This is a genomic window from Microbacterium sp. ZW T5_56 (genome assembly GCF_044987425.1).
In the GTDB taxonomy this organism is placed as follows: Bacteria; Actinomycetota; Actinomycetes; order Actinomycetales; family Microbacteriaceae; genus Microbacterium.
The window spans coordinates 58869-84434 of record NZ_JBJDRI010000013.1; the positions used below are offsets into that span (position 1 = coordinate 58869).

The window sequence follows — 25566 nt, forward strand, 5'->3', positions numbered from 1 at the left end:
GACAACGACGAAGGGGCGGTCACCATTCGGTGACCGCCCCTTCGGATGAAGCTGTTACTGTCCGCGACGCTCGCGCAGTGCGGCGAGGGCGTCGTCGAGAAGGGAGACCGCTTCCTCTTCGGTACGGCGCTCCTTCACGTAGGCCAGGTGCGTCTTGTACGGCTCCGGCTTCGCGATCATCGGAGGGTTCTCCTTGTCGCGACCAGCGGGCAGCCCGGAATGCGGGCTGTCGATCGTCTCCGGGATCTCCTCGTCGGGCACGCCCGCCGCGAAGTAGCGGACCGTCTCGTTGCCCAGAGCGTCCCAGTACGAGACAGCGACACGATCGGCGTGGAACCCGTGGTCCTGCTCCCCCATGGGGCCTGCGCCGACACGGCTGCCCCGAATGGCGTTGCCTCCGGTAGCCATCAGAGACCGAACTTCGTCAGCAGGCCGAGCGCGACGATCACACCGAACCAGATCAGCGCGAGGATGATCGTGAGACGGTTCAGGTTACGCTCCGCGTACCCGGACGAGCCCATCGCAGACGTTGTGCCGCCGCCGAACATGTCGGACAGACCGCCACCGCGACCCTTATGCAGCAGGATCAGAAGGGTGAGCGCGAGACTGGTGATGCCGAGCACCACCTGCAGCACGAACTGGAGAATTTCCACTTTGGTTGCAGCCTTTCGAGCGCGGCACGAATCACCGCATGAACGTTCAGTATACGGGGCCGAGCGGAGCGGGCGCGAAGCCCGCGCCGTCAGACGCCGACGTGCTTCTGGTAGCGCGCGATCGCGGCGAACTCGTCCACCACGAGGCTCGCGCCGCCCACCAGTGCGCCGTCGACGTCGGGCTCACGCATGAAGGAGGCGATGTTAGCCGCCTTCACCGAACCGCCGTAGAGCACGCGAGTCCGCGCCGCAGCATCCGCACCGAGCTTCTCCGCGATGACGCCACGCAGCGCGGCACAGACATCCTGTGCCTGCTGCGGGGTGGCAGCCTGGCCCGAGCCGATGGCCCACACCGGCTCGTAGGCGACGACGATATCGGCCTTCTTGTCGAGGCCCTCGAGCACGGCCGCGAGCTGCGCCACCGGCACAGCGGACGCGCCGTGCTTCTCGAGGTCCTCTGCCGTCTCTCCGACGCAGATGACCGGCACGATGTCGTGCTTCAGGGCCGCGCGCGTCTTGGCCGCAACGACCTCGTCGCTCTCGTTGTGGTACTCACGACGCTCGGAGTGTCCGATGATCACGTAGCCGCACTGCAGCTTCGCGAGGAACGCTCCGGAGACCTCGCCGGTGTAGGCACCCGAGTCTTGGGCCGAAATGTCCTGTGCACCGAGCGCGAAGGGGATCTTGTCGGCGTCGATGAGAGTCTGCACACTGCGGATGTCGGTGAAGGGCGGGAAGACCGCCACCTCGACCGAGCCCTCTTCGAACTTCGCGTCCTTCAGAGTCCAGTGCAGCTTCTGCACGAACGCCACCGCCTGGAGGTGATCCAGGTTCATCTTCCAGTTGCCCGCGATGAGCGGGGTACGAGCGTTCACGCCCATCCGAGGACCTCCAGTCCGGGAAGCTTCTTGCCTTCGAGGAACTCCAGGCTGGCGCCGCCACCCGTGGAGATGTGACCGAACTGGTCGTCGGAGAAACCGAGCTGGCGCACGGCAGCAGCGGAGTCGCCACCACCCACCACGCTCAGACCCTCGACAACGGTCAGTGCTTCGGCGACGGCGCGGGTGCCGTTCGCGAACGCCGGGAACTCGAACACGCCCATCGGGCCGTTCCAGAACACCGTGCGCGAACCGCGGACGGCAGCGGCGAAGGCCACAGCTGTGTCGGGTCCGATGTCGAGGCCGATGCCGGCAGCACCGAAGCTCGTCGACTCAATGGCATCTGCCGCAGCGATCTCATGTGCCGCGTCCGCGGCGAACTTCTCTGCGACCACCACGTCGGTGGGAAGGACGAGCTCGACGCCCAGCTCTTTCGCCTTCGCGATGTAGCCGCGCACCGTGTCCAGCTGGTCCTGCTCCAGAAGACTGGCGCCGACCTCGTGGCCTTCGGCCTTGAGGAAGGTGAACAGCATGCCGCCGCCGATCAGCAGACGGTCGACCCGCGGAAGAAGGTGATCGATGACGCCGAGCTTGTCGCTCACTTTCGAACCGCCGAGCACGACCGTGTACGGACGCTCGGGGTTCTCGGTCAGACGATCGAGAACCTCCAGCTCCTTCTCGATCAGCAGACCGGCCGCCGACGGCAGGAGGTTGGCGAGCTCGTAGACGCTCGCCTGCTTGCGGTGCACGACGCCGAAGCCGTCGGACACCATCACGTCCGCGAGGGACGCGAGGTGGCCCGCGAACTCCTCTCGCTCACTGGCATCCTTGCTGGTCTCCCCCGGGTTGAACCGGAGGTTCTCGATCACCGCGATGTCGCCGTCGGCCAGGCTCGCCACGGCATCGGCGGCGGACTCGCCCACCGTGTCGCGGGCGAACGCCACCGGCTTGCCCAGCAGCTCCGAGAGCCGCTGCGCCACGGGTGCGAGGCTGTAGCGCTCATCGGGCGCGCCCTCAGGGCGTCCCAGGTGGGAGCAGACGACAACGCGCGCTCCCTGGTTGATGAGAGCGTTCAGCGTGGGCAGGGATGCACGCACGCGACCGTCATCGGTGATCACACCGTCCTTCAGCGGGACGTTGAGGTCGCAGCGGATGATGACGCGCTTGCCGGCGAGGTCGCCGAGCGAGGAGAGGGTTCGCAGGCCCATGGATTACATGCTCTCCGCGACGTACTCGGTCAGGTCGACGAGACGGTTGGAGTAGCCCCACTCGTTGTCGTACCAGCTGGACAGCTTCACCTGGTTGCCGATCACGCGGATCAGGCCGGCGTCGAAGATCGACGAGTGCGGGTCGGTGACGATGTCGCTGGAGACGATCTCGTCCTCGGTGTACTTGAGGATGCCCTTGAGCGGACCCTCCTCGGCGGCCTTTTTGTACGCGGCCTTGATCTCTTCGACCGTGACCTCACGCGAGGCCTCGATGGTGAGGTCGGTGATCGAGCCGGTGGGGATCGGAACGCGCAGCGCGAAGCCGTCGAGCTTGCCCTTCAGCTCCGGCATGACCAGGCCGATGGCCTTGGCGGCACCGGTGGAGGTCGGAACGATGTTGACGGCGGCGGCACGCGCGCGACGCAGGTCGCTGTGCGGGCCATCCTGGAGGTTCTGGTCGGCGGTGTAGGCGTGGATCGTGGTCATCAGACCACGCTCGATGCCGAACTCGTCGTTGAACACCTTGGCCAGCGGCGCGAGGCAGTTCGTGGTGCAGGACGCGTTGGAGATGATGACGTCGTTGGCGGCGTCGTAGGTGTGCTCGTTGACGCCCATGACGATGGTGCGGTCCTCGCCCGAAGCGGGAGCGGAGATGAGGACCTTCTTGGCGCCGGCAGCGATGTGCTTGCGAGCGTCTTCCGCCTTGGTGAAGCGGCCGGTCGACTCGATGACGATGTCGACACCCAGCTCGCCCCAGGGGAGATTCGCGGGGTCGCGCTCCTCGAAGACGAGGATCTTGCGGTCACCGACGGTGATCGAGGTCTCGTCGTAGGTCACGTCCTGGTCGAGTCGGCCCGTGATCGAGTCGTACTTGAGGAGGTGAGCGAGGGTCTTGTTGTCGGTGAGGTCGTTCACTGCAACGATCTCGAGGTCAGCGCCCTGCGCGAGAGCCGCGCGGAGGTAGTTGCGCCCGATACGGCCGAAGCCGTTGATACCGATCTTGACAGACACGTAGGTCTCCCTGAGAGATGAATGCGCTCGCGCGCGTTGATGGATTCAGATCGGGGACATCGGCGTCCCGGCGGGGTCGCCCCCGTCGGGACGCCGCGCCGCTTACGACAGTACCAGCAGGCCGTTCGTCTGCGTGCGCGCGACCTCGAAGCGCTGCTGGACGTTCTCCCAGTTGGCGATGTTCCAGAACGCCTTCACGTAGTCGGCCCGGACGTTCTTGTAGTCCAGGTAGTACGCGTGCTCCCAGACGTCCAGCAGCAGCAGCGGCACGGAGCCGGCCGCGAACTGCGACTGCTGGTCGAAGAACTGCTGGATGATCAGGTTCTGACCGATCGAGTCCCAGAACAGACCGGCCCAGCCGGAGCCCTGCACGCCGAGCGCTGCCGCCGTGAAGTGGGCCTGGAAGGCGTCGAACGAGCCGAAGTGGTCCGCGATCGCAGCCTCGAGGTCACCCACCGGCTTGTCGCCGCCGTTCGGGGAGAGGTTGGTCCAGAAGATGGAGTGGTTGGTGTGACCGCCGAGATTGAACGCGAGGTCCTTCTCGAGCTTGTTGATGTTCGCGAAGTCGCCCTTCTCGCGAGCGGCCGCCAGCTGCTCGAGCGCGGTGTTCGCGCCCGTCACGTACGCCTGGTGGTGCTTGGAGTGGTGCAGCTCCATGATCGCCCCGCTGATGCTGGGCTCGAGAGCCGAGTAGTCGTAGGTCAGCTCGGGCAGCGTGTACGTCGCCATTCTTCACTTCTTCCTGTCTGCACCGCGAGGGCGCTTTTTCGCCCCGGGAGACCGGAAGGGCCGGGGCCGGACTCTTTCATCCTAGTGAAGGGTCACCGACACGGGGGCCGCCCGGAGCGCGGATTACGCCGGGAAACGACGAACCCCGCCGGCGCTGCACACAGCATCGGCGGGGTTCGTGAAGAACGGGTCTCAGTCGACGGCGCCCGTCGGCACGGCAGCCTCGGTCCCGGGCACGCCGTCCTGCTCCGCGCGCTTGTCGGCCATGGCGAGGAGACGGCGAATGCGGCCCGCAACCGCGTCCTTGGTGAGCGGGGGGTCGGCACGGTGGCCCAGCTCATCGAGGCTGGCGTCCCGGTGCGCGAGACGCAGCTCACCGGCCTGCTTGAGGTGGTCCGGCACCTCCTCGCCGAGGATCTCCAGTGCCCGCTCGATGCGGGCACAGGCGGCGACGGCCGCCTGTGCGGAGCGGCGCAGGTTCGCGTCGTCGAAGTTGACGAGGCGGTTCACCCCGGCGCGTACCTCGCGGCGCTGACGCATCTCGTCCCACGCGGCGGCAGTACGTTCGGCACCCATGATCGCCAGGATCGCGCGGATGGCCTCGCCGTCGCGGACGACGACGCGGGGAACCCCGCGAACCTCGCGCGCCTTCGTGGCGACGCCCAGTCGTCCGGCGGCACCGACGAGGGCCATCGCGGCCTCGCCCGATGGGCAGCTGATCTCCACCGCGGCAGAGCGACCGGGCTCGGTGAGCGTACCGGCCGCGAGGAACGCACCACGCCAGATGGCGGCGAGATCGGCGCGCGAGCCCGTGGTGAGTCGGTTCGGCAGCCCACGCACCGGCCGGCGGCGCTGGTCGAGCAGACCGGTCTGGCGCGCGAGTGTCTCACCGCCCTCGATGACGCGCACGGCGAAGTGATTGCCCGTGCGGGCACTCGACGACTGGATATGGGCGACGTCCGGACGGACGCCGTAGAGCTCGACCAGGTCGCGGGTCACGCGACGGGCGAGCACTTCGGCATCGACTTCGGCTTCAACGGCTACTCGACCGGCGATCGAGTGCAGTCCGCCTGCGAAGCGCAGAATGGCAGTCAGTTCGGCTGCCCGGACGGTCGGCCGCGGATCGCGAATGGCGACAAGCTCGCCCTTGACGTCGGCGGTCAATGACACGATGTGATCCTCACATTCGACCGTTTCCGGTCAAGAAATCATGGTTCAGGGTTGCGCGGTGGCGCAGAGGATCAAGCTTACTCGCGACCCCGGTCCCGATGCTTGAGGCGCACGGCCAGCCCGGGGTGCGAGGAGAGTCGCCGGGCGAGTTCGATCGCCGTGGCGACCGAACGATGCTTGCCTCCGGTGCACCCGATCGCGATGGTCGAATGCGACTTGTTCTCTCGCTGGTAGCCCTCCAGCGCGATCGACACGGCCTTCTCGTAGGCCTCGATGAACTCCTGTGCTCCGGGCTGGCCCAGGACGTACTCCGACACCGCGGCGTCCTCACCCGTGAGCGGACGCAGCTCATCGATCCAGAATGGGTTGGGCAGGAACCGCATGTCCGCGACGAAGTCCGTGTCTGTGGGCACGCCGTACTTGAACCCGAAACTCATCACGGTGAGCGTGTGCCGCGCACTGCCCTCTTCACTGAACAGGTCGGAGACCTGCGTGGCGAGCTGATGGACGTTGAACGCCGAGGTGTCGATGACGATGTCCGAGGCTTCGCGGACGGGCTGCAGCCGCTCCCGCTCCAGCCGGATTCCGTCCAGGAGGGTGCCATCTCCCTGCAGCGGGTGGGGCCTGCGCACCGACTCGAAGCGGCGCACGAGCACCTCATCGGACGCATCAAGGAACACCAGGCGCACGTCGCTGCGATTGCGAAGCTCGCGCATGACTTCCGGGAGCTGGCGGAACAGATCCCGGCCCCGCACATCCGTGATGGCAGCGACGCGGGGCAGTCCCGAGTTGCCGATCAGCGAAAGATCGAGGAGCGGCTTGAGCATCTGCGGCGGGAGGTTGTCGACCACGTACCAGTCGAGATCTTCCAGCGCGTTTCCCACGGTGGAGCGGCCGGCACCCGACATCCCTGTGACGATCAGCACCTCGCTCTGGACACCCGACTCCTCATCGGAGTCCGCGGCACCGGGGAGGCCAGCGCTCTCGTGTTCGGCCTGGGGATCAGCCACGGGTTCTCCTTCGCTCACCACCATGCTACCGATCCGTGGCCGACTCCTCAGCGGACACGGGTCCAGAAGCTGCGACGTCCGTGGGCGTGGCTTCCGTGGGCGTGGCTTCCGTGGGCGTGGCTTCCGTGGGCTCGTCCGTCGGTGCATCGAGTGCGAGGTGCGAATGGATCGTACGGGCGAGCACGGGACCGATGCCGCTCACCTCGGCGATCTCGTCCGGCGTCGCAGCACGCAGCCGGGACACCGAACCGAAATGCTTGAGCAGCACCTTGATACGCGCCTCCCCCAGCCCCGGGATCTCGCTCAACACCGTGCCGATTCCGCGCTTGCGCTTGCGGCGCTGATGAGTGATGGCGAACCGGTGGGCCTCATCGCGCAGACGCTGAACGAGATACAGCGCCTCGCTCGTTCGAGGCAGAATCACCGGGAAGTCATCGTCGGGCAGCCAGATCTCCTCCAACCGCTTCGCGATGCCGCACAGGGCGATATCGGTGCGGCCGGAATCACGCAGGGCGCGAGCAGCCGCTGCCACCTGGGGCTGGCCGCCGTCCACGATCAGCAGCTGCGGCGGGTAGGAGAAGCGGCGACGCCTGCGCGGCGCCTCCTCACCCTCCTGCGTCGCGGGCTCGGCCTCGACCGGTTCGTCCAGGCGGGCGAGACGACGCGTGAGCGTCTGATACATCGAGTCGGTGTCGTCCGTGGTCTCGGTGATCGAGAACGTGCGGTACTGATCTTTGCGCGGCAGGCCGTCTTCGAACACGACCATCGATGCGACGACGTTGGTTCCCGAGAGGTGCGAGATATCGAAGCACTCGATGCGCAGCGGTGCCTCGGCCATGCCGAGTGCCTCCTGCAGATCGGTGAGCGCCTGGGTCCGCGCGACATAGTCGCTCGTCCGCCGGGTCTTGTGCAGGATGAGCGCCTGCTGAGCGTTCGTCGTGGCTGTGCGCAGCAGGTCCGCCATTCGTCCGCGCTGCGCGAGCTTCAGGGAGACTCGCTTCCCGCGTCGTTCCTCAAGCCACAGCTCAAGCTGCTCGGCGTCATCAGGCAACTCGGGCACGAGCACCTTGCGAGGGATATCGGCGGCCGCCGCATCACCGTAGACGCGCTGCAGGAGCTGATCCACCAGCTCCGCGCCGGAGATGTCGATCTCTTTCTCGATGGTGGTGGCGCGCACACCGCGAACACGACCACCGCGCACAATGAAGTGCTGCACTGCCGCCGACAGCTCGTCTTCCGCGATCCCGAACAGGTCCGCGTCCTCGTTCTCAGCCAGCACCAGAGCGCTGCGGCTGAGCACCGCGTCGACCGACGCAATGCGGTCGCGATACACCGCGGCAGACTCGTAGTCCATGGCAACCGCCGACGCCATCATCTTCGCTTCGAGGTCACGACGCACGCGCTGGTCGCCGCCATTCATGAAGGCGATGAACTCGTCCACAACCGCGCGGTGCTCTTCCACGGTGACCTTCATCGAGCACGGTCCACCGCACTTGCCGATCTGGCCGGGGAAACAGGGACGACCTGTCTGCATGGCCTTGCGATAGCTGGCGTCGCTGCAGGTGCGGATCGGGAAGATCCGGATCATCTGATCGATTGTGTCGTGCACGGCCCACACCTTCGGGTATGGACCGAAGTACCGCGCTCCGGGGATCCGATGATTGCGCGTCACGATGACCCGCGGTGCCTCATCGGCCAGCGTGATCGCGAGGAACGGGTACGATTTGTCGTCCTTGTATCGGACGTTGAACGGCGGGTCGAACTCCTTGATCCACATGTACTCCAGTTGGAGTGCATCGACGTCGGAATCGACCACGGTCCACTCCACGCTGGACGCGGTCGTCACCATGCGGCGGGTGCGCTCGTGCAGGGTGCGCAGCGGCGCGAAGTAGTTCGACAACCGCTGCCGCAGGCTCTTCGCCTTTCCCACGTAGAGAACGCGACCGGAGGAATCCCGGAATCGATAGACCCCGGGGTTCGTGGGGATCTCCCCCGCCTTCGGCCGGTACGGCAGTTCGTCGGCCATCAGCGCCCCGCGCGCTCTCCGTCGCGCTTGAGCACCTCGGCGAGGAACGCGCCGGTGTGGCTGCCTTCCGCCTTGGCGACCTGCTCCGGCGTGCCGGTGGTGATGATCTCGCCACCGCCGGAACCACCCTCGGGGCCCAGGTCGATGATCCAGTCGGCGGACTTGATCACGTCGAGATTGTGCTCGATGACGATGACGGTGTTGCCCTTGTCCACGAGCCCGTTGAGCACCTCGAGGAGCTTGCGGACGTCCTCGAAGTGCAGTCCGGTGGTGGGCTCATCCAGCACGTAGATGCTGCGACCGTTGCTGCGACGCTGGAGTTCGGTGGCCAGCTTCACGCGCTGCGCCTCCCCGCCCGAGAGCGTCGTCGCCGACTGACCGAGGCGGACATAGCCGAGACCGACGTCGACCAGGGTCCGCAGGTAGCGGTGGATGGCCTGGATCGGCTCGAAGAACTCGGCCGCCTCGGCGATCGGCATCTCCAGCACCTCGGCGATGTTCTTGCCCTTGTAGTGCACGGCCAGCGTGTCGCGGTTGTAGCGCTTGCCACCGCACACCTCGCACGCGACGTACACGTCGGGGAGGAAGTTCATCTCGATCTTGATGGTGCCGTCACCGGAGCACGCCTCGCACCGACCGCCCTTAACGTTAAAGGAGAACCGGCCGGGCTGATAACCGCGGACCTTCGCCTCAGTGGTCTCGGCGAACAGGGTGCGGATGCGATCGAAAACGCCCGTGTACGTGGCCGGGTTCGACCGCGGTGTACGACCGATCGGCGCCTGATCGACGTGCACCACCTTGTCCAGGTTGTCCAGCCCTGTCACTCGCGTGTGCTTACCCGGAACGGTGCGCGCACCGTTCAGACGCGAGGCCAGCACGCGGTACAGGATGTCGTTCACCAGTGAGGACTTGCCCGACCCGCTCACGCCGGTGACCGCCGTGAGAACTCCCAGCGGGAACGTCGCCGTGACGTTCTTGAGGTTGTTCTCCCGCGCGCCGACGACGCTGATCTGGCGCTTCTTGTCGAGCTTGCGGCGCTTTTTGGGGGTCTGGATGCTGCGTCGTCCGGAGAGGTAGTCGCCGGTCATCGACGCTTCCTCGGCCAGGAGCTCGGCGTAGGGACCGGAGTGCACCACCGCGCCACCGTTGACCCCGGCACCCGGGCCGATGTCGACGATCCAGTCGGAGGCTTCGATGGTCTCCTCATCGTGCTCCACCACGATGAGGGTGTTGCCCAGGTCGCGCAGCTTCGCGAGGGTGTCGATGAGGCGGCGGTTGTCACGCTGGTGAAGCCCGATGGACGGCTCGTCGAGCACATACAGCACGCCGGTGAGACCAGAGCCGATCTGCGTGGCCAGACGGATGCGCTGCGCCTCGCCGCCGGAGAGAGAGCCCGCCGCACGCGCCAGGTTGAGGTAGTTCAGACCCACCTCGATCAGGAACTCCAGCCGCACCCGGATCTCGCGGAGCACCTGAGCGGCGATCTTCGCCTCGCGCTCGGTGAGCTGAACGGTCTGGAAGTACTCGTAGGCGTCGGCCAGGCTCAGCCAGGTGATGTCGGCGATCGAGCGGCCCGCCACCAGCACGGAGAGCACCTCGGGCTTGAGGCGTGCGCCGTTGCAGACGGGGCACGGCACCTCGCGCAGATACTCCTGCCACCGCTGACGCGCGCTGTCGGAGTCGGCGGTGGCGAACTGGCGCTCGATGTAGGGCACCACGCCCTCAAAGCCGGACGAGTACTTCATCTCGCGGCCGTAGCGATTCTTCCATCGCACGGTCACCTTGTAGTTGTCACCGCGCAGCACCGCCTCCTGGACGTCCTCATCAAGGTCCTTCCAGGGCGTGTCCAGCGAGAAGTCGAGGTCGGCAGAGAGGCCCTCGAGAAGTCGCTCGTAGTACTGGTAGAGACCCTTGCCCTGAGTCGTCCACGGGATGATGACACCCTCGCGGATGGAGAGGTCTTCGTCACCGAGCATGAGATCCGTGTCCACGGACATGCGAGTGCCGAGACCCGAGCAGGACGGGCACGCGCCGAACGGCGCGTTGAAGGAGAATGTGCGCGGCTCAATCTCGGTGAGCTGAACCGCGTGGCCGTTGGGGCACGCCAGCTTCTCCGAGAACGAGGTCCACGCGGCGTCGCCCTCCTCATCGACGAAGTTGATCGCCACGATGCCGTCGGTGAGGCCCAGGGCCGTCTCCACGGAATCCGTCACGCGACCGAGGATGTCCGGACTCGCCACCAGACGGTCGACCACCACGGCGATGTCGTGCTTGTACGACTTCTTCAGCGTCGGCGGCTCGGCGAGTTGGACCATCTCACCGTCGACGATCGCGCGCGAGAAGCCCTTCGCGCCGAGCTCGCGGAAGAGATCGACGAACTCGCCCTTCTTCTGGCTCACCACTGGCGCGACCACCTGGAAGCGCGTGCGCTCGGGCAGCTCCATCAGACGATCCGCGATCTGCTGCACGGTTTGACGCTCGATCACGGCACCGCATTCGGGGCAGTGCGCGATTCCGACGCGCGCCCAGAGCAGGCGCATGTAGTCGTAGATCTCCGTGATGGTGCCCACCGTTGAGCGCGGGTTGCGGTTGGTGGACTTCTGATCGATCGAAACCGCCGGGCTCAGGCCCTCGATGAAGTCGACATCCGGTCGGTCCACCTGACCCAGGAACTGGCGCGCGTAGGCGCTCAGCGATTCGACATAGCGGCGCTGGCCTTCGGCGAAGATCGTATCGAACGCGAGGCTCGACTTGCCGGAGCCGGAGAGGCCGGTGAAGACGACCAGCGAATCGCGGGGGATATCAAGATCGACGTTGCGAAGATTGTGGACACGAGCACCGCGAACGGTGAGTTTTCCCGGGGCGGAGACAGGAACGATAGGCACCGGACAAGTCTAGGCGGGGCCTCGGACATTGGATCCGGACGGCCTCATCAGGCGGTACACCAGTGCCGCGAGTGCGGCGGCGCCAAGCACGGAGACAACGGCCGCGAGGGGCACGGCGCCCGTGGTGCGGATGACCGGTACGAGTCCGATGAACAGGGCGACCGGCTGGGTCACGATCTGGATCAACAGGATGCGTCGCAGGGTGGGGCGGAGGGCACGCACCGTGATCCGCGCACGCCAGGGGGTGACGAGAACCAGTGACCCGAACCCGTGCGTGATGGAGATCACAACGATGAGCACGGCGGTGCGCACGGAATCCGCCGCGACCAGCAGGTTGCTCGCAATCAGAAAGCCGAGGGCGATCCACGTGCCCAATGACCGCGGCAGGACGGCCCCGGCCACCGCCGTCGCCGCCACGAGCCACCCCAGCACCGGCTCTGCCGACATCCACCAGGCTGCGGCGCACAGGATGAGCAGGAGAGCGGCACGCAGCGCCACGACGGGCACTGCGGGACCGACCTGGACTCGATGCAACCGCCGCCTCATGTCATCGCCCGATCGCGTCGAGCCGCTGCGAGGTCGGTCGCGAAGTCGTCGCCGGCCCACGTCAGGACGGTGATCCCCGCACGAGCGAAGTCGGCGAACGTATTCTCGCGGTCGAGGAACAGCGTCCGAGCCGCCAGCTGCTGTGCCCAGGACAACCGGGATAGGTCGGGCTGCGGCAGAATGTCGACGGCGAATACGCGATGGCCGCCGGCACGCCACTGGGCCGCGAGCGTCGGTGCCGATCCGTCGAAGAACGTGGACAGCACGTACACGGTGGCACCGGGTGGAGTGAGTGGTGAGCGTCGATACCGCTCCCCCGCCGGACGTTGTCGGGCTGCGCTGATCGCGGTGAGCACGCGCGCCCGCTGCCGGGCGCCCGAACCGGTTCGCACCAGGCGGCCTGCCGCCGCCAGTTCCTGGTACTGCACCCGATCTCCGCGATCCAGTGCCGACTCGAAGATGGCCCGTGCGGCTTCACGGCCCAGGTCCAGGGAGGTCGGACCGCTCTGCTCCTCGTCGCCGCTCCCCCAGGTGGCCACCACCTGCCCCAGATCGTCGGCGATGTCCAACACGACGAGGATCGTGGCCTCGCTCATGGCCTGCGTACGCCGCACATACAGCTCGCCCGGTCGGCGCGCCAAGCGGGCTGTCGCACGCCAGTCGACACGCCGCAGCTCATCACCCGGCGCGAACGGGTGGATATCGCGGAAGTCGCCTCCGCTGCCGGGACGACGACCCGCATGCGCCCCGTGCAGGCCACCGAGGCGCGACCCCAGGGCGAGCTCGCCGATCTGTCGCCGACGCGGAGCGGCGTTCCATTCGAGTGTGTGCGCTGCCGTGGTGTCGGACACGAGGGCGCCGTCGGCACCGAGCGCCCGTACCCGCGCGTCCAGGAGCCTCGCCGGGCCGGAGTGCAGCAGAGTGCTGCGGGCCCGCACCTCCTGGTCCGGCGTGAGAACAACCTCACTGACGTGGCGACGGCCCTGCAGCACCCAGAGGTCCACCAGCTCCGCGTCAGTGTGCCCGCGGACGCGTGAGTGCGGCTCACCTTCGCGCGTCGCTTCCTCGTCCACCAGTGCCTCGACTCGCGCATCGCTTGATCTCTGGCGCTGGCGCAGCGCCAAGACCAACCACAACGCGAAGGGCAACCCGAGGATCACGATATCCGGACGGGCGAGCACGGCGCCGACCGCAACGAGCACGACGGTGCCGATTGCCGCGATTCCCAGTGCAGCACTCGGGTGCCATGCCGCGTGCCGCGGGAGTCGGCTCATCGCGCCGCGCCCACGGTCGGCGGCACGGGAACCTGTGCCACAACCGACTGCACGATCCGCTCCGGCGAGACCCCCTGCGCCCAGGCCTGTGGTGAGAGCGAAAGACGGTGTGCCAGCACGGGAACCGCGATGCGCTTGACGTCGTCGGGACGAACATACTCTCGCCCTGCGAGGGCTGCCAGCGCTCGCGCCAGCAGCAGCAGTGCCTGCGAACCGCGCGGCGAGGCGCCCACGGCCACGTGCTGTGCGGATCGCGTCGTGCGCGCGATATCGACGCAGTAGCGCGCAACGTCCTCATCGATGTGAATGGCCTCGACCACGCGCTGGAGCGCGCGCAGCTCCTCGGCTGTCGTCACCGACTCGACCGTGGGCGACTCCTGCCCGCGGCGCACGCGACGCAGCAGAATCTCCGTCTCGCCCTCCGGACTCGGGTAGCCCGCGCCGAGGCGCACCATGAATCGATCGAGCTGGGCTTCGGGCAGTGCGTACGTGCCCTCGAACTCGATCGGATTGGAGGTCGCGAACACGTGGAAGGGCTCTGTCAGCGGGTAGCGTGTGCCTTCCACTGTGACCTGGCGCTCCGCCATCGCCTCCAGCATCGCCGACTGGGTCTTGGGTGTGGTGCGGTTGATCTCGTCGGCGAGCAGCAGTCCGGCAAAGATCGGCCCCGGTCGGAATCGGAACTCTCCGGTGTCCGGGGCGTACACGAATGATCCCGTCACGTCGCCGGGCAGCATGTCGGGCGTGCACTGCAGACGTCGGAAGTCGAGACCGAGCGCCGCTGCGAGCGATCGGGCGGCCACGGTCTTGCCGAGGCCGGGAACGTCTTGGAAGAGCACGTGACCGCCCGCGAGCACCGCGCCGAGCGCGATCTCGAGGCTGTCCTGCATCCCGACCACGACTCGATGCACCTGGTCGAGAATCCGCGCACCGGCATCGGCGACATCGGCAACCGTCAACTGTTCCGTCATCTGTTCTCCTGTGTCTCGGGGGAAAGTCGTTCCGCCGCGACGACCGCTGCCTCCAGCGCCTTGGCCGTGGGGTGCGGCGCAAGCAGGCCCGCGCGCACGTGTGCGCCCAGGAGGCCGTCGATTGCTGCCGCGTCATCCGGATCGTCGAGCTCCAGTCCGTGCGCGCGCAGTCGGCGGCGCAGCACATCCGTTACGCGCAGCACCGCGGTGCGTCCGGGATAACCGGAGGTCGGGCTGATCGTCCAGGCCAAGCGCGCGACATCCGAGACTCCGACCCGATCGTCGTCGGGAGGCTGCGGAGGCCACACCGGGAGCTCGTCCGTCTGCAGCACGCGCGCGGCCGCGACCACCACGCTCACAGCCAGACCCCACGCCAGCGCGAACAAGGTCTCGACGCCGAAGATCGTGCACGCGATGAACACCGCCCCGCCGGCGAGCAGAGCGCCGACGATCGACCCGAGGAGTGGGCGCGTCACGACCACACCGTCTCGATACGCCGCAGAGCGGCCCGGGCGAGCCGAAGCTCGGCGTCGTCGACGCTGCGCCCACCGAAGCGCACGTCCTCGTACAGGCGCAGCAGTGTGCCGACATCCGCTGTGGCACGCTGATCCCGGGCGATGATGCGCACGACGAATTCTCCGGCTGTCTCGGTCGGTTCGCGGCGCAGACCAGCGTCGGCCGCCGACTCCTCCAAGCCGACCCACGCCGCGACGATGGCATCGGCGGGCTCGCGATCGGCATCCATCTCGGCAAGCGCAGCAGCGATACCGCGACGGATCACCTGCGCGTCGGGCTCAGGTGCGGCAACGCCCGCGATGCCCTCCGTCAGGCTGACCCCGGCGCGTGCGTGCACGCGGCGCTCGCGCAGCCACCGAATCAGGTGACGTGTCACCCAGATGCCAAGCAAGACGAGTACGGCTGCGAGGAGCAGCGCCAACACCACCTGAATCGCCGAAGATGCGGCGGGATCGACGGGCGGCGGAGTCGGCATTTCGCCGGGAGCTGCCGACGCGGCCGGTGGTGGGGTGATCGGAGGCGGGGAGACTGCTCCGAAGTCCGGCGGATCCACGCGCGGGACACCCTGCACCGTGCTGACCAGTGCGACGAAGACGATGATCGCCGTCACGGTCACAACACCCGGCAGGCCCAGCAGCCGAGAGCGCGCAGGATCCTGTGTCTCCCGGGGACTGCGCATGCGCCCACCCTACCCGTGCGCGCCGACACGGACCGGGGTCCGCTCAGAGAACGCGATCATGGCCACCCGCGAACGGGCGGAGCGCCTCTCGCAGTTCCCTCACCTCGTCGACGTTCATGTGCACGGCGCTCATCACGGCGGGCGGGACGTCCAACGCTCGCTCTCGCAGAGCCTGCCCCTCTGAGGTGACGATGATCTCCAGACGTCGCTCGTCTGTGGCGCTTCGCTGACGCAGGACCAGTCCCTGAGCTTCGAGACGCTTCACCAGTGGTGAGACAGTCGCCGATTCCAGGGCCAGCGAGTCGGCCAGCTCGCCCAGCGTCCGCGGCGACTGCTCCCACAGGGACAGCATGACCAGGTACTGAGGATGGGTCAGGCCGAGCGGCTCCAGAATCGGACGATAGAGAGCGACCACGTTGCGCGCCGCCGTCACGAGCGCGAAGCAGAGCTGCGCATCGAGCTTCAGATACTCGTCCTTTTCAGCCATGTTTCGATCATACGTGGACCAATAGTTAGTACACTAAGTATATGAGCGACAAACAGCGTCTGCGTGACCGTATCCGCGAGGCCGGGGGTCTCTATGCCTGGTTCAACTCTTCGCTGATTCGGATCGCCGGGCCGGCGACGGTCGGGCCGTACGAGAGCGAGCCGCCGGCCCCGCGCCAGAGCGCACCCTGCCCGCTGTGCGGCCACCCGATGTCGGAGCACACCTTCGACCGCTCCGGCCCGAAGCCTCTGATGCACTGCCCCTGATGCACTGCCCCTGATGCACTGCTCCTGATGCACTGCCCCTGATGCACTGCCCGCGAGGTGCGGGGGCCACGCGGCGCTGGTGCTCCGTGTTCTCACCGTGCCTGCGCAGCACCGGCAGCGCCGCCCACCCATGCCCCGCACGACGCTATGCGGCACGTACTTCTGGCGATGCGTGGACTCGTCACGCCGTCCCATCGGACGGCACCCTGCCGGTCTCCCTACGCGTGACCGGCACGCTCGATGGCGCGCAGCTCCTTCTTCAGCTCCTGCACCTCATCACGCAGTCGCGCCGCAAGCTCGAACTTGAGCTCGGACGCGGCCGTGAGCATCTGGTCGCTGAGATCCGCAATAGTCTGCTCCAGCTGCTCGGCACCCTCGGCCCCGATACCCACACGCTTGGACTTCGCCCCGCCTCCGCGCTTTTTCGCGCGCTCCAGGAGTGCCTTGGTGTCGGCACCCTCACGGGCGAGAACCTCGGTGATGTCCGCTATGCGCTTGCGGAGCGGTTGCGGGTCGATGCCATGTTCCAGGTTGTAGGCCCGCTGTTTCTCCCGACGACGGCTGGTCTCATCGATGGCGGTCTTCATGGAGTCGGTCATCACGTCCGCGTACATGTGTACCTCACCGGACACGTTTCGCGCAGCACGACCGATCGTCTGGATGAGAGACGTGCCACTGCGGAGGAATCCCTCCTTGTCGGCGTCGAGGATGGCCACCAGCGACACCTCGGGCAGGTCGAGGCCCTCACGAAGCAGGTTGATGCCGACGAGAACGTCGTAGATACCGGCTCGAAGCTCGGTCAGCAGCTCGACCCGGCGCAACGTGTCGACGTCCGAGTGCAGATAGCGAACCTTCACGCCGTGCTCGCCGAGGAAGTCTGTGAGCTCCTCCGCCATCTTCTTCGTGAGGGTGGTGACGAGAACACGCTCGTCTCGCTCTACCCGCATCCGGATCTGCTCGAGGAGGTCGTCGATCTGTCCCTTGGAAGGCTTGACCACGATCTCCGGGTCGATCAGCCCCGTGGGGCGGATGATCTGCTCCACGATGCCGTCGGCGATGCCCATCTCGTAGCGGCCGGGGGTGGCGGACAAGTAGACCGTCTGTCCGATGCGATTCTTGAACTCGTCCCAGCGCAGAGGGCGGTTGTCCATCGCTGACGGGAGTCGGAATCCGTGCTCCACCAGCGTGCGCTTGCGGGAGGCATCACCCTCGTACATCGCGCCGATCTGCGGGACCGTCGCGTGCGACTCGTCGATGACCAGCAGGAAGTCGTCGGGGAAGAAGTCCAGCAGCGTGTGCGGCGGCTCCCCCGCCTCACGACCGTCCATGTGACGGGAGTAGTTCTCAATGCCCGAACAGAAGCCCAGTTGCTGCAGCATCTCCAGGTCGAACGTGGTGCGCATGCGCAGGCGCTGGGCCTCCAGCAGCTTGCCCTGGCCCTCGAGCTCAGCCAGGCGCTCCGCCAGCTCCTCTTCGATGGATCCGATCGCTCGCTGAACGACATCGGTGGCCGCGACGTAGTGCGAAGCCGGGAAGATCGGCACCGAATCGAGCTTGTCGACCACGTCGCCTGTGAGCGGGTGGAGCCGGTAGAGCGCTTCGATCTCATCGCCGAACATCTCGATGCGAATCGCGAACTCCTCGTACACCGGGATGATCTCGATCGTGTCGCCACGCACACGGAAATTGCCCCGAGAGAAGTCGACGTCGTTGCGGTTGTACTGCATCGCGATGAACTGGCGGATGAGGGCGTCGCGGTCGTACCGCTCCCCCACCTGCAGCGCGACCATCGCCCGCAGGTACTCCTCCGGCGCACCGAGGCCGTAGATGCACGACACCGTGGAGACCACGACGACGTCTCGTCGGCTCAGCAGAGAGTTGGTGGTGGAGTGGCGGAGCCGCTCCACCTCGGCGTTGATGGACGAGTCCTTCTCGATGAAGGTGTCCGTCTGCGGCACGTAAGCCTCGGGCTGGTAGTAGTCGTAGTACGAGACGAAGTACTCGACGGCGTTGTGCGGCATGAGGTCGCGAAACTCGTTGGCGAGCTGCGCAGCCAGCGTCTTGTTGTGGGCGAGTACCAGCGTGGGGCGCTGGACCTGCTCGATGAGCCAGGCCGTGGTGGCTGACTTTCCGGTACCCGTGGCACCCAGAAGCACGACGTCGGTCTCGCCGGCATTGATACGCGCCGCCAGGTCGGCGATGGCCGCGGGCTGGTCGCCCGATGGCATGTACTCGCTGACGACCTCGAACGGACGAACGGCACGCGTTGGTTGCATGAATCCAGCCTAGAACGGGCCACCGACATTGAGCTCGTCGTCCGCTCTCGGCGCATGATCGGGGCTCATACCGGCGCGAGGAAGCCCATCGACGTGGGCCGCCAGCCGTCGAAGACGGCCGACGCCTGCGCGCTGCTCAGCCCGACGGTGCCCTGCACGACCTCGCTCAAGAAGTCACGGAAGTCGTTGGTTCCTGGCAGGTCCCCGGTCTCGAGCATCGTGCTGTCCAGCCCTCGCCAGTCGCCGTACACGCCGCCGCGGACACCGGCGCCGAGGGCGATCGCCAAGCCGCCATGCCCGTGGTCGACGCCGCCGCTCGCGTTCTGGTTCACCCGACGCCCGAACTCACTCATCAGGATGACGGTGGTGGCGTCCGCCTTCTCACCCAGGTCGGTGAAGAAGGCGGCGAGACCGTCGCCGAGCGCCGCCAGCATGTCCCGCATGTCTCCGCTGCCCTCGTCACCGACACCCGTATGCATGTCCCAGCCCCCGAGGTCCACCGTGGCGACCCGAACGCCCATGTCGTCACGGATCAGCGTCGAGAGCATCCGCAGCTGCTGGCCGAACTCGCCGGCCGGATAGATGTCTGGCCGGGCGTCCTGCGACGCGGCGATTGTCGCCGCCTGTGCGTCGACATCCAGCGCGATCCGCGCATGCACGGCGATCGGGTGATCCAGACCGGTGTACAGCGTGGAGAGCGCCTCGCGAGTCGCACCGCCCCACTCACTCGGCGAGCGGAACGTCAGATCGGACGGCTGTTCAGCGACCAGGGAGTGGCTCACGCCGGCCAGGGAGCGCGTGAGGTTGGAGGTCATCGACATCGATCGGAAGGTCGTCCCCTCGCCGCTCGCCTCCAGGACGCGGTCGAGCCAACCGCGGGACGACGCCCCGCCGGATCCACCCCGCTCGAGGCAGTCCTGCGCTTGGAAGTGACTTCGCGTGAGCTGGGGTGTCGCGATGTCAGGTACCGCGGCGACGCGACCGCGATCGATCATCGGCTTGAGAGCGCCGAGCGCCGGATGCAACCCGAACCGCTCGTCCATCCGCATGAGGTTGCCAGGCCGAACCGCGATGTCGGGACGCCACGCGACCAGCTGCGGATCGTCCGCGGGCACCAGGACGGACAGCCCGTCCATCCCGCCGCGGAGGAACACCACCACCAGCGTGCGTCGAGTTCCGCCCGCCTCGGCGTCGTCCGCTGCTTGGGCATAGGACACCCGCGTGGTCACGAGCTGGGCACCGAGTGCGGCGACACCGAGCCCGAGGCCGCCGGCGAGCAACTGACGGCGAGTGAAGCCGCGTCGCCACTGCTCGGGACGCTCGTCGGCATCAGCTCGAACGGCATCGCCCATCAGGCGGATCATCGCCTCATCGTCGTTGGGCCCGAGGTTGCGCCAATCCGGGCAGTCCGGATGCGGAATGAAGTCGTTGCTCATCGGAGTCCTATCGCAGGAGGTAGCGGGGCGAGTCGAAGAAGAGGGCGGCGACGCTCGCCCTCTGATTGGCGTGACGAGGCTCGACGGTGGCGTCGGCAGAGACGCCGAGGAAGGCCGTGACAGCCCCACGGTCGCGGTCATCTGCCGCGGCGCCAAGCACCACCTGGCTGACCTGATCGGCCCAGCCACCGGCGGTCTGCCCCGCCTCGGGCGTGATTCGCGCCAGGAAACCCTCGGACGGTTCGAAGGTGAGTCGGTCGCCGTTGACGAGTTCTCGATGGTGATCCCACCGCCCGGCGATCTGCCCGGCACCCAGCCAAGCCTCCGCGACATCCGGGTAGCCGTTGGGCGGCCCCCAGCGCAGCGGCGCGTCGCCGAGGTTGTCGACGGTCCAGAACATGCGCCGCACCTCGTCGATGTTGGTGCGGTCAATCGTCATCTCGATGCAGCGGATGACCCCACTGAGATCGTCCGTGGGGCGTCGCAGCTTCGTCGACTGAGAGCTCCAGAACTCCTCGCTGCAGATCAGCGCCACCATCACGGCCCGGATGTCCGTGTCCGTCGACAGATACACATCGGCGAGAGCCGCGACCAGATCGGCGGATGGCCGGTCAGACACGAATCGAACCGCAAGCTTGCGCGCGATCGTCTCGGCGGTGCGCGGATGACGCGCCAGATGCGCGATGTATCGATCACCGAGCTCCAGCCCGGCCGCTGCATCTGTGTTGGGGTCGGTGAATCCCAACACACTCACCGGTCCCAGCGCGTGATGTTCGGGCTCCCAGCTGAAGGCCTGTTCCGAGATGCGACGACCAGACATGATCATCGACGAGCTGCGCACCTCGGCCTCTGTGTACGCTCCATAACCGACCGTGTGCAGTTCCAGGAGCTCGCGGCCATAGTTCTCGTTCACGTCCGCAGCGGACGAACGACGATTGTCGAGCACGACCATCATCGCCGGGTGGCGGGCGGCAGCATGCAGCATGTCGGCGTATCTGCCCAGCGCATGCGCGCGGATCACCGTGCGGTGATAGTCGGCGACGCTCCAGGTCATGCTGTCGCCGTACATCGGCGGCACGTTGAGGGTGTTGGCGAACACGTCGGCGACCTGCTCGAAGATCTGGCGTGACCCGAACAGACGCCGTGCCAGCGTGGACTGCTCGGTCTCGCTCGCAGCCGTGGGGTCGACGTCGTCGGCCAGTGCAGCCCGCGCCTCATCGATACTGTAGTAGGACGCCGGGTACCACGAGCGCAGCACCGGTTCGATGGCATCCTTCGCCGTCGGGTCGAGCTGCTGCGCGACCCACGCTCGCAGTCCGGCGCTCTCGATCTCCCTCAGCGCGCTTTCGCCCACGGCGATCCCCACCCGCCGGAGCAGGTGACGGCGAGCCTCGGCGGTATCCGCAACAGGAATCGGGAGGGAGTCGGTCGGGCGCTGCGGGGACGTGGGCTCTGCGGGTTCGGACGGCTCGGATGGCTGCGCCGGTTCGGTCGGATCCGGGCTCACGGGTTCGGAGGGCTTCTCCGGTGCGTCGGGATCCGAGGGCTGGTCTGGAACGACAGGATCGGGCTCGCGGGGCAGCGGCGGATCCACGGGCTGTGGGACTGGCGGCTCCGGCTCTGCCTGCGTGAGCGAGTCATCGCGATCCTTCGGCGCGTCGGGACCGACACTCTCGTCCGGGCCGGGCGTCGGCTGCGGCACGGCCGGGGGTTCTGGTGTGTGGGATGGCTGGGGCTGCGTGGGCGGCACCGGTGCAGACGTGGTGGGTCGAGGTGCGGGGCCGGATCCGCCTCCGAGTGTTGCGGACGCGCTCGGCGACGGTGCGGCCGCGGGGCCACCGGCGCGTGGGGCGATCACGGCGGCGACCGCGGCTAGGGCGGCGGTGCCCGCGGCAGCCACGCCGAGACGCATGACGGTTCGACGCCGAGGCGTCGGCACCTCTTCTTGCGGGACTGCCGAGTCTTGCGAGACTTCGGGCTCCTCGGAGCTCGCGTTCGTCCGGCGAGCGGCACGACGGGTGGCGGGGACGATGTCGCGCGGAACGTCCGCTTCGGGGTGCATTGTGGCGTACCTCTGCAAGCTGAATGGGATTCAACGAGGGGACGCAGGGAGGTATCACGAGGCTAGCGAAGCCCGATGAGGCAGCCGCGACCAATGGGATGAGGCTTCTCTCACACTCATGAGAGCACCCTCACGCTGAGTAGGCTGGCCGAGTGATCGAGACACTCGTGGGTTCCTCGCTTGCCGCCGCGGCCGGATTGAACGCATGGATTCCGCTGCTCATTCTGGGCTTGTTGTCTCGCTTCACCGACCTCGTACCGCTGCCCGGCACGTGGCAATGGCTCTCGTCCGACCTCGCCCTGTGGATCATCGGCGGGCTGCTGATCGTCGAAGTGGTCGCCGACAAGGTCCCCGCGCTGGACACCGTGAACGACATCATCCACACGGCCATCCGTCCGGCCGCTGGAGGAATCGCTTTCGGTGCGGGCGCGAGTGCCGAAGCCCTCACGCTCGATGACGCCGCCTCCTGGAGCACGATCGACTGGGGTCCCGTCATCACCGGCATCGTGATCGCACTGCTCGTGCACGGGATCAAGGCGACGGCACGGCCGGTAGCCAATCTCGCCACTGCAGGGGTCGCGGCGCCCGTGCTGAGCACGATCGAGGACGGCGTGTCCGTGGTCGTGTCGGTGCTCGCGATCCTGCTCCCGGTCCTCGCGATCGTCCTTGTCATCGCGCTCGTGATCGGCGGTGTGATGCTGATTCGGCGCGGTCGGCGGCGACGACGCGAACTGCGTGCAGCTCAGACCGGCTGAGTGAGACGAGCCCAGAGCTCGTCGGTCTGCTCTCGGGTGTGCTCCAGCGTCCCACTGGTGTCGATGACCACATCGGCGAGGGCCCGACGCTCGTCGTCACTGGCCTGAGATCCGATGCGGCGCTCCGCGTCGTCGTGCGACAGGCCACGGAGTGTCACGAGGCGCTCGGCCCTGATCTCTGCAGGAGCGTCAGCGACCACGACGAGGTCCCACTCCCCCGTGCCTCGCGCCTCGGCAAGAAGCGGAACGTCGTAGACGATGACGGCTGACGGATCCGTTTCCCGAGCTTCCGCGAACCGCCGCTGCGACTCTTGCTTCACCGCGGGATGGACGATGGCGTTGAGCTGGGCGAGGCGATCGGGGCGGCCGAACACGGCCTGTCCGAGTCGCGCACGGTCGAGCACACGGTCGACCACCATGTCGGCACCGAAGACAGCGGCGATCTCTTCAAGGAGTGGCTGATGCGGTGCCTGCAGCTCATGCACGATCGCATCGGCGTCGATGACGATCGCTCCATGTGATGCGAGACGCGCCGCGACGGTGGACTTTCCGGAGGCGATACCGCCGGTGAGTGCGATCAGGGGCATGTGCCCATCCTGCCACCGGTCGCGCGCACAAACGGCAACGGGGCCGGGACCCGAAGGTCCCGACCCCGTTGCGTGATGGGCTGGATCAGGCGTTGCCCGAGAGCTTCTCGCGCAGAGCCGCGAGAGCCTCGTCGTCGGCCAGCGTGCCGGACGAGCTGGAGTCGCTCGTGAAGGACGAGGACGCGTCGAACGAGTCGTTCTGCGCCTCGGCCTCGGCGGCCTTGATGACCTGAGCCTTGTGCTGCTCCCAGCGAGCCTGGGCAGCGGCGTACTCCTGCTCCCACTTCTCGCGCTGGGTGTCGAAGCCTTCCTTCCAGGCACCGGTCTCGGCGTCGAAGCCCTCCGGGTACTGGTACTCGCCGTTCTCGTCGTACTCCGCGACCATGCCGTAGAGGGCCGGGTCGAACTCGGTGCCGTACGGGTCGACAGACTCGTTGGCCTGCTTCAGCGACAGCGAGATGCGACGACGGTCCAGGTCGATGTCGATGACCTTGACGAAGACCTCTTCGCCGACCGACACAACCTGCTCCGCGAGCTCCACGTGCTTGCCCGAAAGCTCGGAGATGTGCACGAGGCCCTCGATGCCGTCTGCGACGCGTACGAACGCACCGAACGGAACGAGCTTGGTGACCTTACCCGGGGTGACCTGGCCGATGGCATGGGTCCGGGCGAAGACCTGCCACGGGTCCTCCTGCGTCGCCTTCAGCGACAGGGAGACGCGCTCACGGTCAAGGTCGACCTCGAGGATCTCAACGGTGACCTCCTGGCCAACCTCGACGACCTCAGAAGCGTGCTCGATGTGCTTCCACGAGAGCTCGGAGACGTGGACGAGACCGTCAACGCCACCCAGGTCGACGAACGCACCAAAGTTGACGATCGAGGACACGACACCCTTGCGAACCTGACCCTTGTGCAGGTTGTTGAGGAAGTGCGTGCGGGTCTCGGACTGCGTCTGCTCGAGCAGAGCGCGGCGCGAGAGCACGACGTTGTTGCGGTTCTTGTCCAGCTCGAGGATCTTCGCCTCGATCTCCTGGCCCAGGTACGGGGTCAGGTCGCGGACGCGACGCAGCTCGATGAGAGACGCCGGGAGGAAGCCGCGCAGGCCGATGTCGACGATGAGGCCGCCCTTGACGACCTCGATGACCGAACCGGTAACGACGCCGTCGTTCTCCTTGATCTTCTCCACGTCGCCCCACGCGCGCTCGTACTGCGCACGCTTCTTCGACAGGATGAGGCGGCCTTCCTTGTCCTCCTTCTGGAGAACGAGGGCTTCGACCTGGTCGCCGACGCTGACGACCTCGTTGGGGTCGACGTCGTGCTTGATGGAAAGCTCACGCGAGGGGATGACACCCTCGGTCTTGTAGCCGACGTCGAGCAGGACCTCGTCGCGGTCGATCTTGACGATCGTGCCCTCGATGATGTCGCCGTCGTTGAAGAACTTGAGCGTCTTCTCGACCGCGGCCAGGAAGTCCTCCGCAGATCCGATGTCGTTGATCGCGACCTGCTTGGTGGCCGGGGCGCTTGCGTTAGTCATGTAGTGGGTTGTCCTTGTGTGGATGTTTCTCGGGCCACGCGACATCGACGACGTGCGAGCACGTCTCAGCCGCGAGGCGATTGGATGGTTGTGTTGCTGATCACGGCGCGGCGGAAGCGCCACAAATCCGTGACAGTCAACACTATCAGAATCATGCCGCTGGCGTGCCCCGGTGATCGCTCAGCGCGAACCTCTTTTCTCCGCGCAAGGCACGCATCTCAGGGCGAATGGCAGCGCCTCGAGTCGAGCGAGCGGAATCTGCTCACCGCAGTCGGCGCAGACACCGTACCGACCGTCTGAGACCCGCGCTTCGGCGGCAGCAATCTCACGCAGCTCCTGCTCCGCGGCCGCACGCCGGGCGTCCAATCGCGACCACTCCTCCGAGAGCGGCACCCCCTCCGGGTCGTGCTCGTCGTCGCCTCCCGCGCTGTCGCGCATCGCGCCGACATGCGCCAACTGATCGGCCGCCGCCGTCGCGCGGGCCTGCGCCGCCGCACGACGTGCCGCAAGCACCGTCACAGCGCGACTGAGGTCGCGATTCACCATGCCGGTACCGTACTCCCGTCGCCGGGCGCGCGGTCGTGCGCGCGGGATCGGGACAGGGCAA

Annotated in this window: 24 protein-coding genes; 2 read left to right on the forward strand and 22 right to left on the reverse strand. The window is 67.0% G+C overall.

Annotated elements, in window-relative coordinates:
* Positions 1 to 54: 54 nt before the first annotated feature.
* From ACI3KU_RS08260 to ACI3KU_RS08335, 16 genes are all read right to left on the reverse strand, one after another.
* Positions 55 to 408 carry an RNA polymerase-binding protein RbpA gene (locus tag ACI3KU_RS08260; RefSeq protein WP_404921831.1) on the reverse strand — a complete coding sequence of 118 codons (354 nt, stop codon included), beginning with the start codon at positions 406 to 408 and terminating at the stop codon, positions 55 to 57.
* On the reverse strand, positions 408 to 653 hold the full coding sequence (secG, locus tag ACI3KU_RS08265; RefSeq protein WP_404921832.1) for a preprotein translocase subunit SecG: 246 nt from the start codon (positions 651 to 653) through the stop codon (positions 408 to 410). Before secG ends, ACI3KU_RS08260 begins: the two co-directional genes overlap by 1 nt.
* A gap of 89 nt (positions 654 to 742) precedes the next feature.
* Complete coding sequence (gene tpiA, locus ACI3KU_RS08270) at positions 743 to 1534, reverse strand: triose-phosphate isomerase (protein ID WP_404921833.1); 792 nt, start codon at positions 1532 to 1534, stop codon at positions 743 to 745.
* On the reverse strand, positions 1525 to 2739 hold the full coding sequence (locus ACI3KU_RS08275) for a phosphoglycerate kinase (protein WP_404921834.1): 1215 nt from the start codon (positions 2737 to 2739) through the stop codon (positions 1525 to 1527). Before ACI3KU_RS08275 ends, tpiA begins: the two co-directional genes overlap by 10 nt.
* A 3-nt stretch (positions 2740 to 2742) precedes the next feature.
* Positions 2743 to 3750, reverse strand: coding sequence for a type I glyceraldehyde-3-phosphate dehydrogenase (gap, locus tag ACI3KU_RS08280; protein WP_404921835.1), 1008 nt, complete (start codon positions 3748 to 3750; stop codon positions 2743 to 2745).
* A gap of 102 nt (positions 3751 to 3852) precedes the next feature.
* Positions 3853 to 4479 (reverse strand): superoxide dismutase, encoded by a 627-nt coding sequence (locus ACI3KU_RS08285; RefSeq protein ID WP_404921836.1) that lies wholly within the window; start codon positions 4477 to 4479, stop codon positions 3853 to 3855.
* A 192-nt stretch (positions 4480 to 4671) separates the two neighbouring features.
* Positions 4672 to 5649, reverse strand: a complete 978-nt coding sequence (gene whiA / locus ACI3KU_RS08290) for a DNA-binding protein WhiA (protein WP_404921837.1) — start codon at positions 5647 to 5649, stop codon at positions 4672 to 4674.
* Positions 5650 to 5726: 77 nt separating this feature from the next.
* Positions 5727 to 6659, reverse strand: coding sequence for an RNase adapter RapZ (gene rapZ / locus ACI3KU_RS08295; RefSeq protein ID WP_404921838.1), 933 nt, complete (start codon positions 6657 to 6659; stop codon positions 5727 to 5729).
* Between the two features lie 25 nt (positions 6660 to 6684).
* A complete protein-coding gene (gene uvrC / locus ACI3KU_RS08300; protein ID WP_404921839.1) occupies positions 6685 to 8685 on the reverse strand; it encodes an excinuclease ABC subunit UvrC in 2001 nt (666 codons plus the stop codon).
* Entirely contained in the window at positions 8685 to 11570 is a 2886-nt protein-coding gene (gene uvrA / locus ACI3KU_RS08305; RefSeq protein ID WP_404921840.1) for an excinuclease ABC subunit UvrA, read from the reverse strand. Before uvrA ends, uvrC begins: the two co-directional genes overlap by 1 nt.
* Positions 11571 to 11579: 9 nt before the next feature.
* Positions 11580 to 12104: a hypothetical protein gene (locus tag ACI3KU_RS08310; protein WP_404921841.1), complete on the reverse strand. Its 525-nt coding sequence runs from the start codon at positions 12102 to 12104 to the stop codon at positions 11580 to 11582.
* A gap of 8 nt (positions 12105 to 12112) precedes the next feature.
* Positions 12113 to 13390, reverse strand: a complete 1278-nt coding sequence (locus tag ACI3KU_RS08315) for a DUF58 domain-containing protein (RefSeq protein WP_404921842.1) — start codon at positions 13388 to 13390, stop codon at positions 12113 to 12115.
* Entirely contained in the window at positions 13387 to 14361 is a 975-nt protein-coding gene (locus tag ACI3KU_RS08320) for an AAA family ATPase (protein ID WP_404921843.1), read from the reverse strand. Before ACI3KU_RS08320 ends, ACI3KU_RS08315 begins: the two co-directional genes overlap by 4 nt.
* Positions 14358 to 14837, reverse strand: coding sequence for a hypothetical protein (locus ACI3KU_RS08325; protein ID WP_404921844.1), 480 nt, complete (start codon positions 14835 to 14837; stop codon positions 14358 to 14360). The genes ACI3KU_RS08320 and ACI3KU_RS08325 overlap by 4 nt, the downstream gene beginning before the upstream one ends.
* Entirely contained in the window at positions 14834 to 15556 is a 723-nt protein-coding gene (locus ACI3KU_RS08330) for a DUF4129 domain-containing protein (RefSeq protein WP_404921845.1), read from the reverse strand. The genes ACI3KU_RS08325 and ACI3KU_RS08330 overlap by 4 nt, the downstream gene beginning before the upstream one ends.
* A 43-nt stretch (positions 15557 to 15599) precedes the next feature.
* Positions 15600 to 16043 carry a MarR family winged helix-turn-helix transcriptional regulator gene (locus ACI3KU_RS08335; protein ID WP_404921846.1) on the reverse strand — a complete coding sequence of 148 codons (444 nt, stop codon included), beginning with the start codon at positions 16041 to 16043 and terminating at the stop codon, positions 15600 to 15602.
* Between the two features lie 41 nt (positions 16044 to 16084).
* Here ACI3KU_RS08335 and ACI3KU_RS08340 point away from each other — a divergent pair, with 41 nt between their 5' ends.
* Positions 16085 to 16309 carry a hypothetical protein gene (locus ACI3KU_RS08340; protein ID WP_404921847.1) on the forward strand — a complete coding sequence of 75 codons (225 nt, stop codon included), beginning with the start codon at positions 16085 to 16087 and terminating at the stop codon, positions 16307 to 16309.
* A gap of 218 nt (positions 16310 to 16527) precedes the next feature.
* Here ACI3KU_RS08340 and uvrB read toward each other — a convergent pair whose 3' ends face one another.
* The 3 genes from uvrB to ACI3KU_RS08355 all read right to left on the reverse strand — a co-directional run bounded on the left by uvrB (position 16528) and on the right by ACI3KU_RS08355 (position 22083).
* Positions 16528 to 18585 (reverse strand): excinuclease ABC subunit UvrB, encoded by a 2058-nt coding sequence (uvrB, locus tag ACI3KU_RS08345; protein WP_404921848.1) that lies wholly within the window; start codon positions 18583 to 18585, stop codon positions 16528 to 16530.
* Between the two features lie 65 nt (positions 18586 to 18650).
* Positions 18651 to 20021: a DUF1501 domain-containing protein gene (locus ACI3KU_RS08350; protein WP_404921849.1), complete on the reverse strand. Its 1371-nt coding sequence runs from the start codon at positions 20019 to 20021 to the stop codon at positions 18651 to 18653.
* A 7-nt stretch (positions 20022 to 20028) separates the two neighbouring features.
* Complete coding sequence (locus ACI3KU_RS08355) at positions 20029 to 22083, reverse strand: DUF1800 family protein (protein WP_404921850.1); 2055 nt, start codon at positions 22081 to 22083, stop codon at positions 20029 to 20031.
* Between the two features lie 152 nt (positions 22084 to 22235).
* Here ACI3KU_RS08355 and ACI3KU_RS08360 point away from each other — a divergent pair, with 152 nt between their 5' ends.
* The gene (locus ACI3KU_RS08360) at positions 22236 to 22838 is read left to right on the forward strand and encodes a DUF4126 domain-containing protein (RefSeq protein WP_404921851.1); all 603 of its coding nucleotides are present in this window, start codon (positions 22236 to 22238) and stop codon (positions 22836 to 22838) included.
* On the opposite strand, the gene coaE is transcribed toward ACI3KU_RS08360, so the two are convergent.
* The 3 genes from coaE to ACI3KU_RS08375 form a co-directional block, all read right to left on the reverse strand.
* Positions 22826 to 23425 (reverse strand): dephospho-CoA kinase, encoded by a 600-nt coding sequence (coaE, locus tag ACI3KU_RS08365; RefSeq protein WP_404921852.1) that lies wholly within the window; start codon positions 23423 to 23425, stop codon positions 22826 to 22828. The genes ACI3KU_RS08360 and coaE overlap by 13 nt on opposite strands.
* Before the next feature lie 85 nt (positions 23426 to 23510).
* Entirely contained in the window at positions 23511 to 24959 is a 1449-nt protein-coding gene (gene rpsA / locus ACI3KU_RS08370; RefSeq protein WP_404921853.1) for a 30S ribosomal protein S1, read from the reverse strand.
* 180 nt (positions 24960 to 25139) lie between these two features.
* Positions 25140 to 25505 (reverse strand): TraR/DksA family transcriptional regulator, encoded by a 366-nt coding sequence (locus tag ACI3KU_RS08375; protein WP_404921854.1) that lies wholly within the window; start codon positions 25503 to 25505, stop codon positions 25140 to 25142.
* Positions 25506 to 25566: the final 61 nt, after the last annotated feature.

What these genes read in the sequence shown, in the direction of transcription:
- ACI3KU_RS08260 (WP_404921831.1), bottom strand. Translation starts at nt 408, where the DNA reads ATGGCTACCGGAGGCAACGCCATTCGGGGCAGCCGTGTCGGCGCAGGC.
- tpiA (WP_404921833.1), bottom strand. Translation starts at nt 1,534, where the DNA reads ATGGGCGTGAACGCTCGTACCCCGCTCATCGCGGGCAACTGGAAGATG.
- ACI3KU_RS08275 (WP_404921834.1), bottom strand. Translation starts at nt 2,739, where the DNA reads ATGGGCCTGCGAACCCTCTCCTCGCTCGGCGACCTCGCCGGCAAGCGC.
- ACI3KU_RS08285 (WP_404921836.1), bottom strand. Translation starts at nt 4,479, where the DNA reads ATGGCGACGTACACGCTGCCCGAGCTGACCTACGACTACTCGGCTCTC.
- uvrC (WP_404921839.1), bottom strand. Translation starts at nt 8,685, where the DNA reads ATGGCCGACGAACTGCCGTACCGGCCGAAGGCGGGGGAGATCCCCACG.
- ACI3KU_RS08315 (WP_404921842.1), bottom strand. Translation starts at nt 13,390, where the DNA reads ATGAGCCGACTCCCGCGGCACGCGGCATGGCACCCGAGTGCTGCACTG.
- ACI3KU_RS08320 (WP_404921843.1), bottom strand. Translation starts at nt 14,361, where the DNA reads ATGACGGAACAGTTGACGGTTGCCGATGTCGCCGATGCCGGTGCGCGG.
- ACI3KU_RS08330 (WP_404921845.1), bottom strand. Translation starts at nt 15,556, where the DNA reads ATGCGCAGTCCCCGGGAGACACAGGATCCTGCGCGCTCTCGGCTGCTG.
- ACI3KU_RS08335 (WP_404921846.1), bottom strand. Translation starts at nt 16,043, where the DNA reads ATGGCTGAAAAGGACGAGTATCTGAAGCTCGATGCGCAGCTCTGCTTC.
- ACI3KU_RS08340 (WP_404921847.1), top strand. Translation starts at nt 16,085, where the DNA reads ATGAGCGACAAACAGCGTCTGCGTGACCGTATCCGCGAGGCCGGGGGT.
- uvrB (WP_404921848.1), bottom strand. Translation starts at nt 18,585, where the DNA reads ATGCAACCAACGCGTGCCGTTCGTCCGTTCGAGGTCGTCAGCGAGTAC.
- ACI3KU_RS08350 (WP_404921849.1), bottom strand. Translation starts at nt 20,021, where the DNA reads ATGAGCAACGACTTCATTCCGCATCCGGACTGCCCGGATTGGCGCAAC.
- ACI3KU_RS08355 (WP_404921850.1), bottom strand. Translation starts at nt 22,083, where the DNA reads ATGCACCCCGAAGCGGACGTTCCGCGCGACATCGTCCCCGCCACCCGT.
- coaE (WP_404921852.1), bottom strand. Translation starts at nt 23,425, where the DNA reads ATGCCCCTGATCGCACTCACCGGCGGTATCGCCTCCGGAAAGTCCACC.
- rpsA (WP_404921853.1), bottom strand. Translation starts at nt 24,959, where the DNA reads ATGACTAACGCAAGCGCCCCGGCCACCAAGCAGGTCGCGATCAACGAC.
- ACI3KU_RS08375 (WP_404921854.1), bottom strand. Translation starts at nt 25,505, where the DNA reads ATGGTGAATCGCGACCTCAGTCGCGCTGTGACGGTGCTTGCGGCACGT.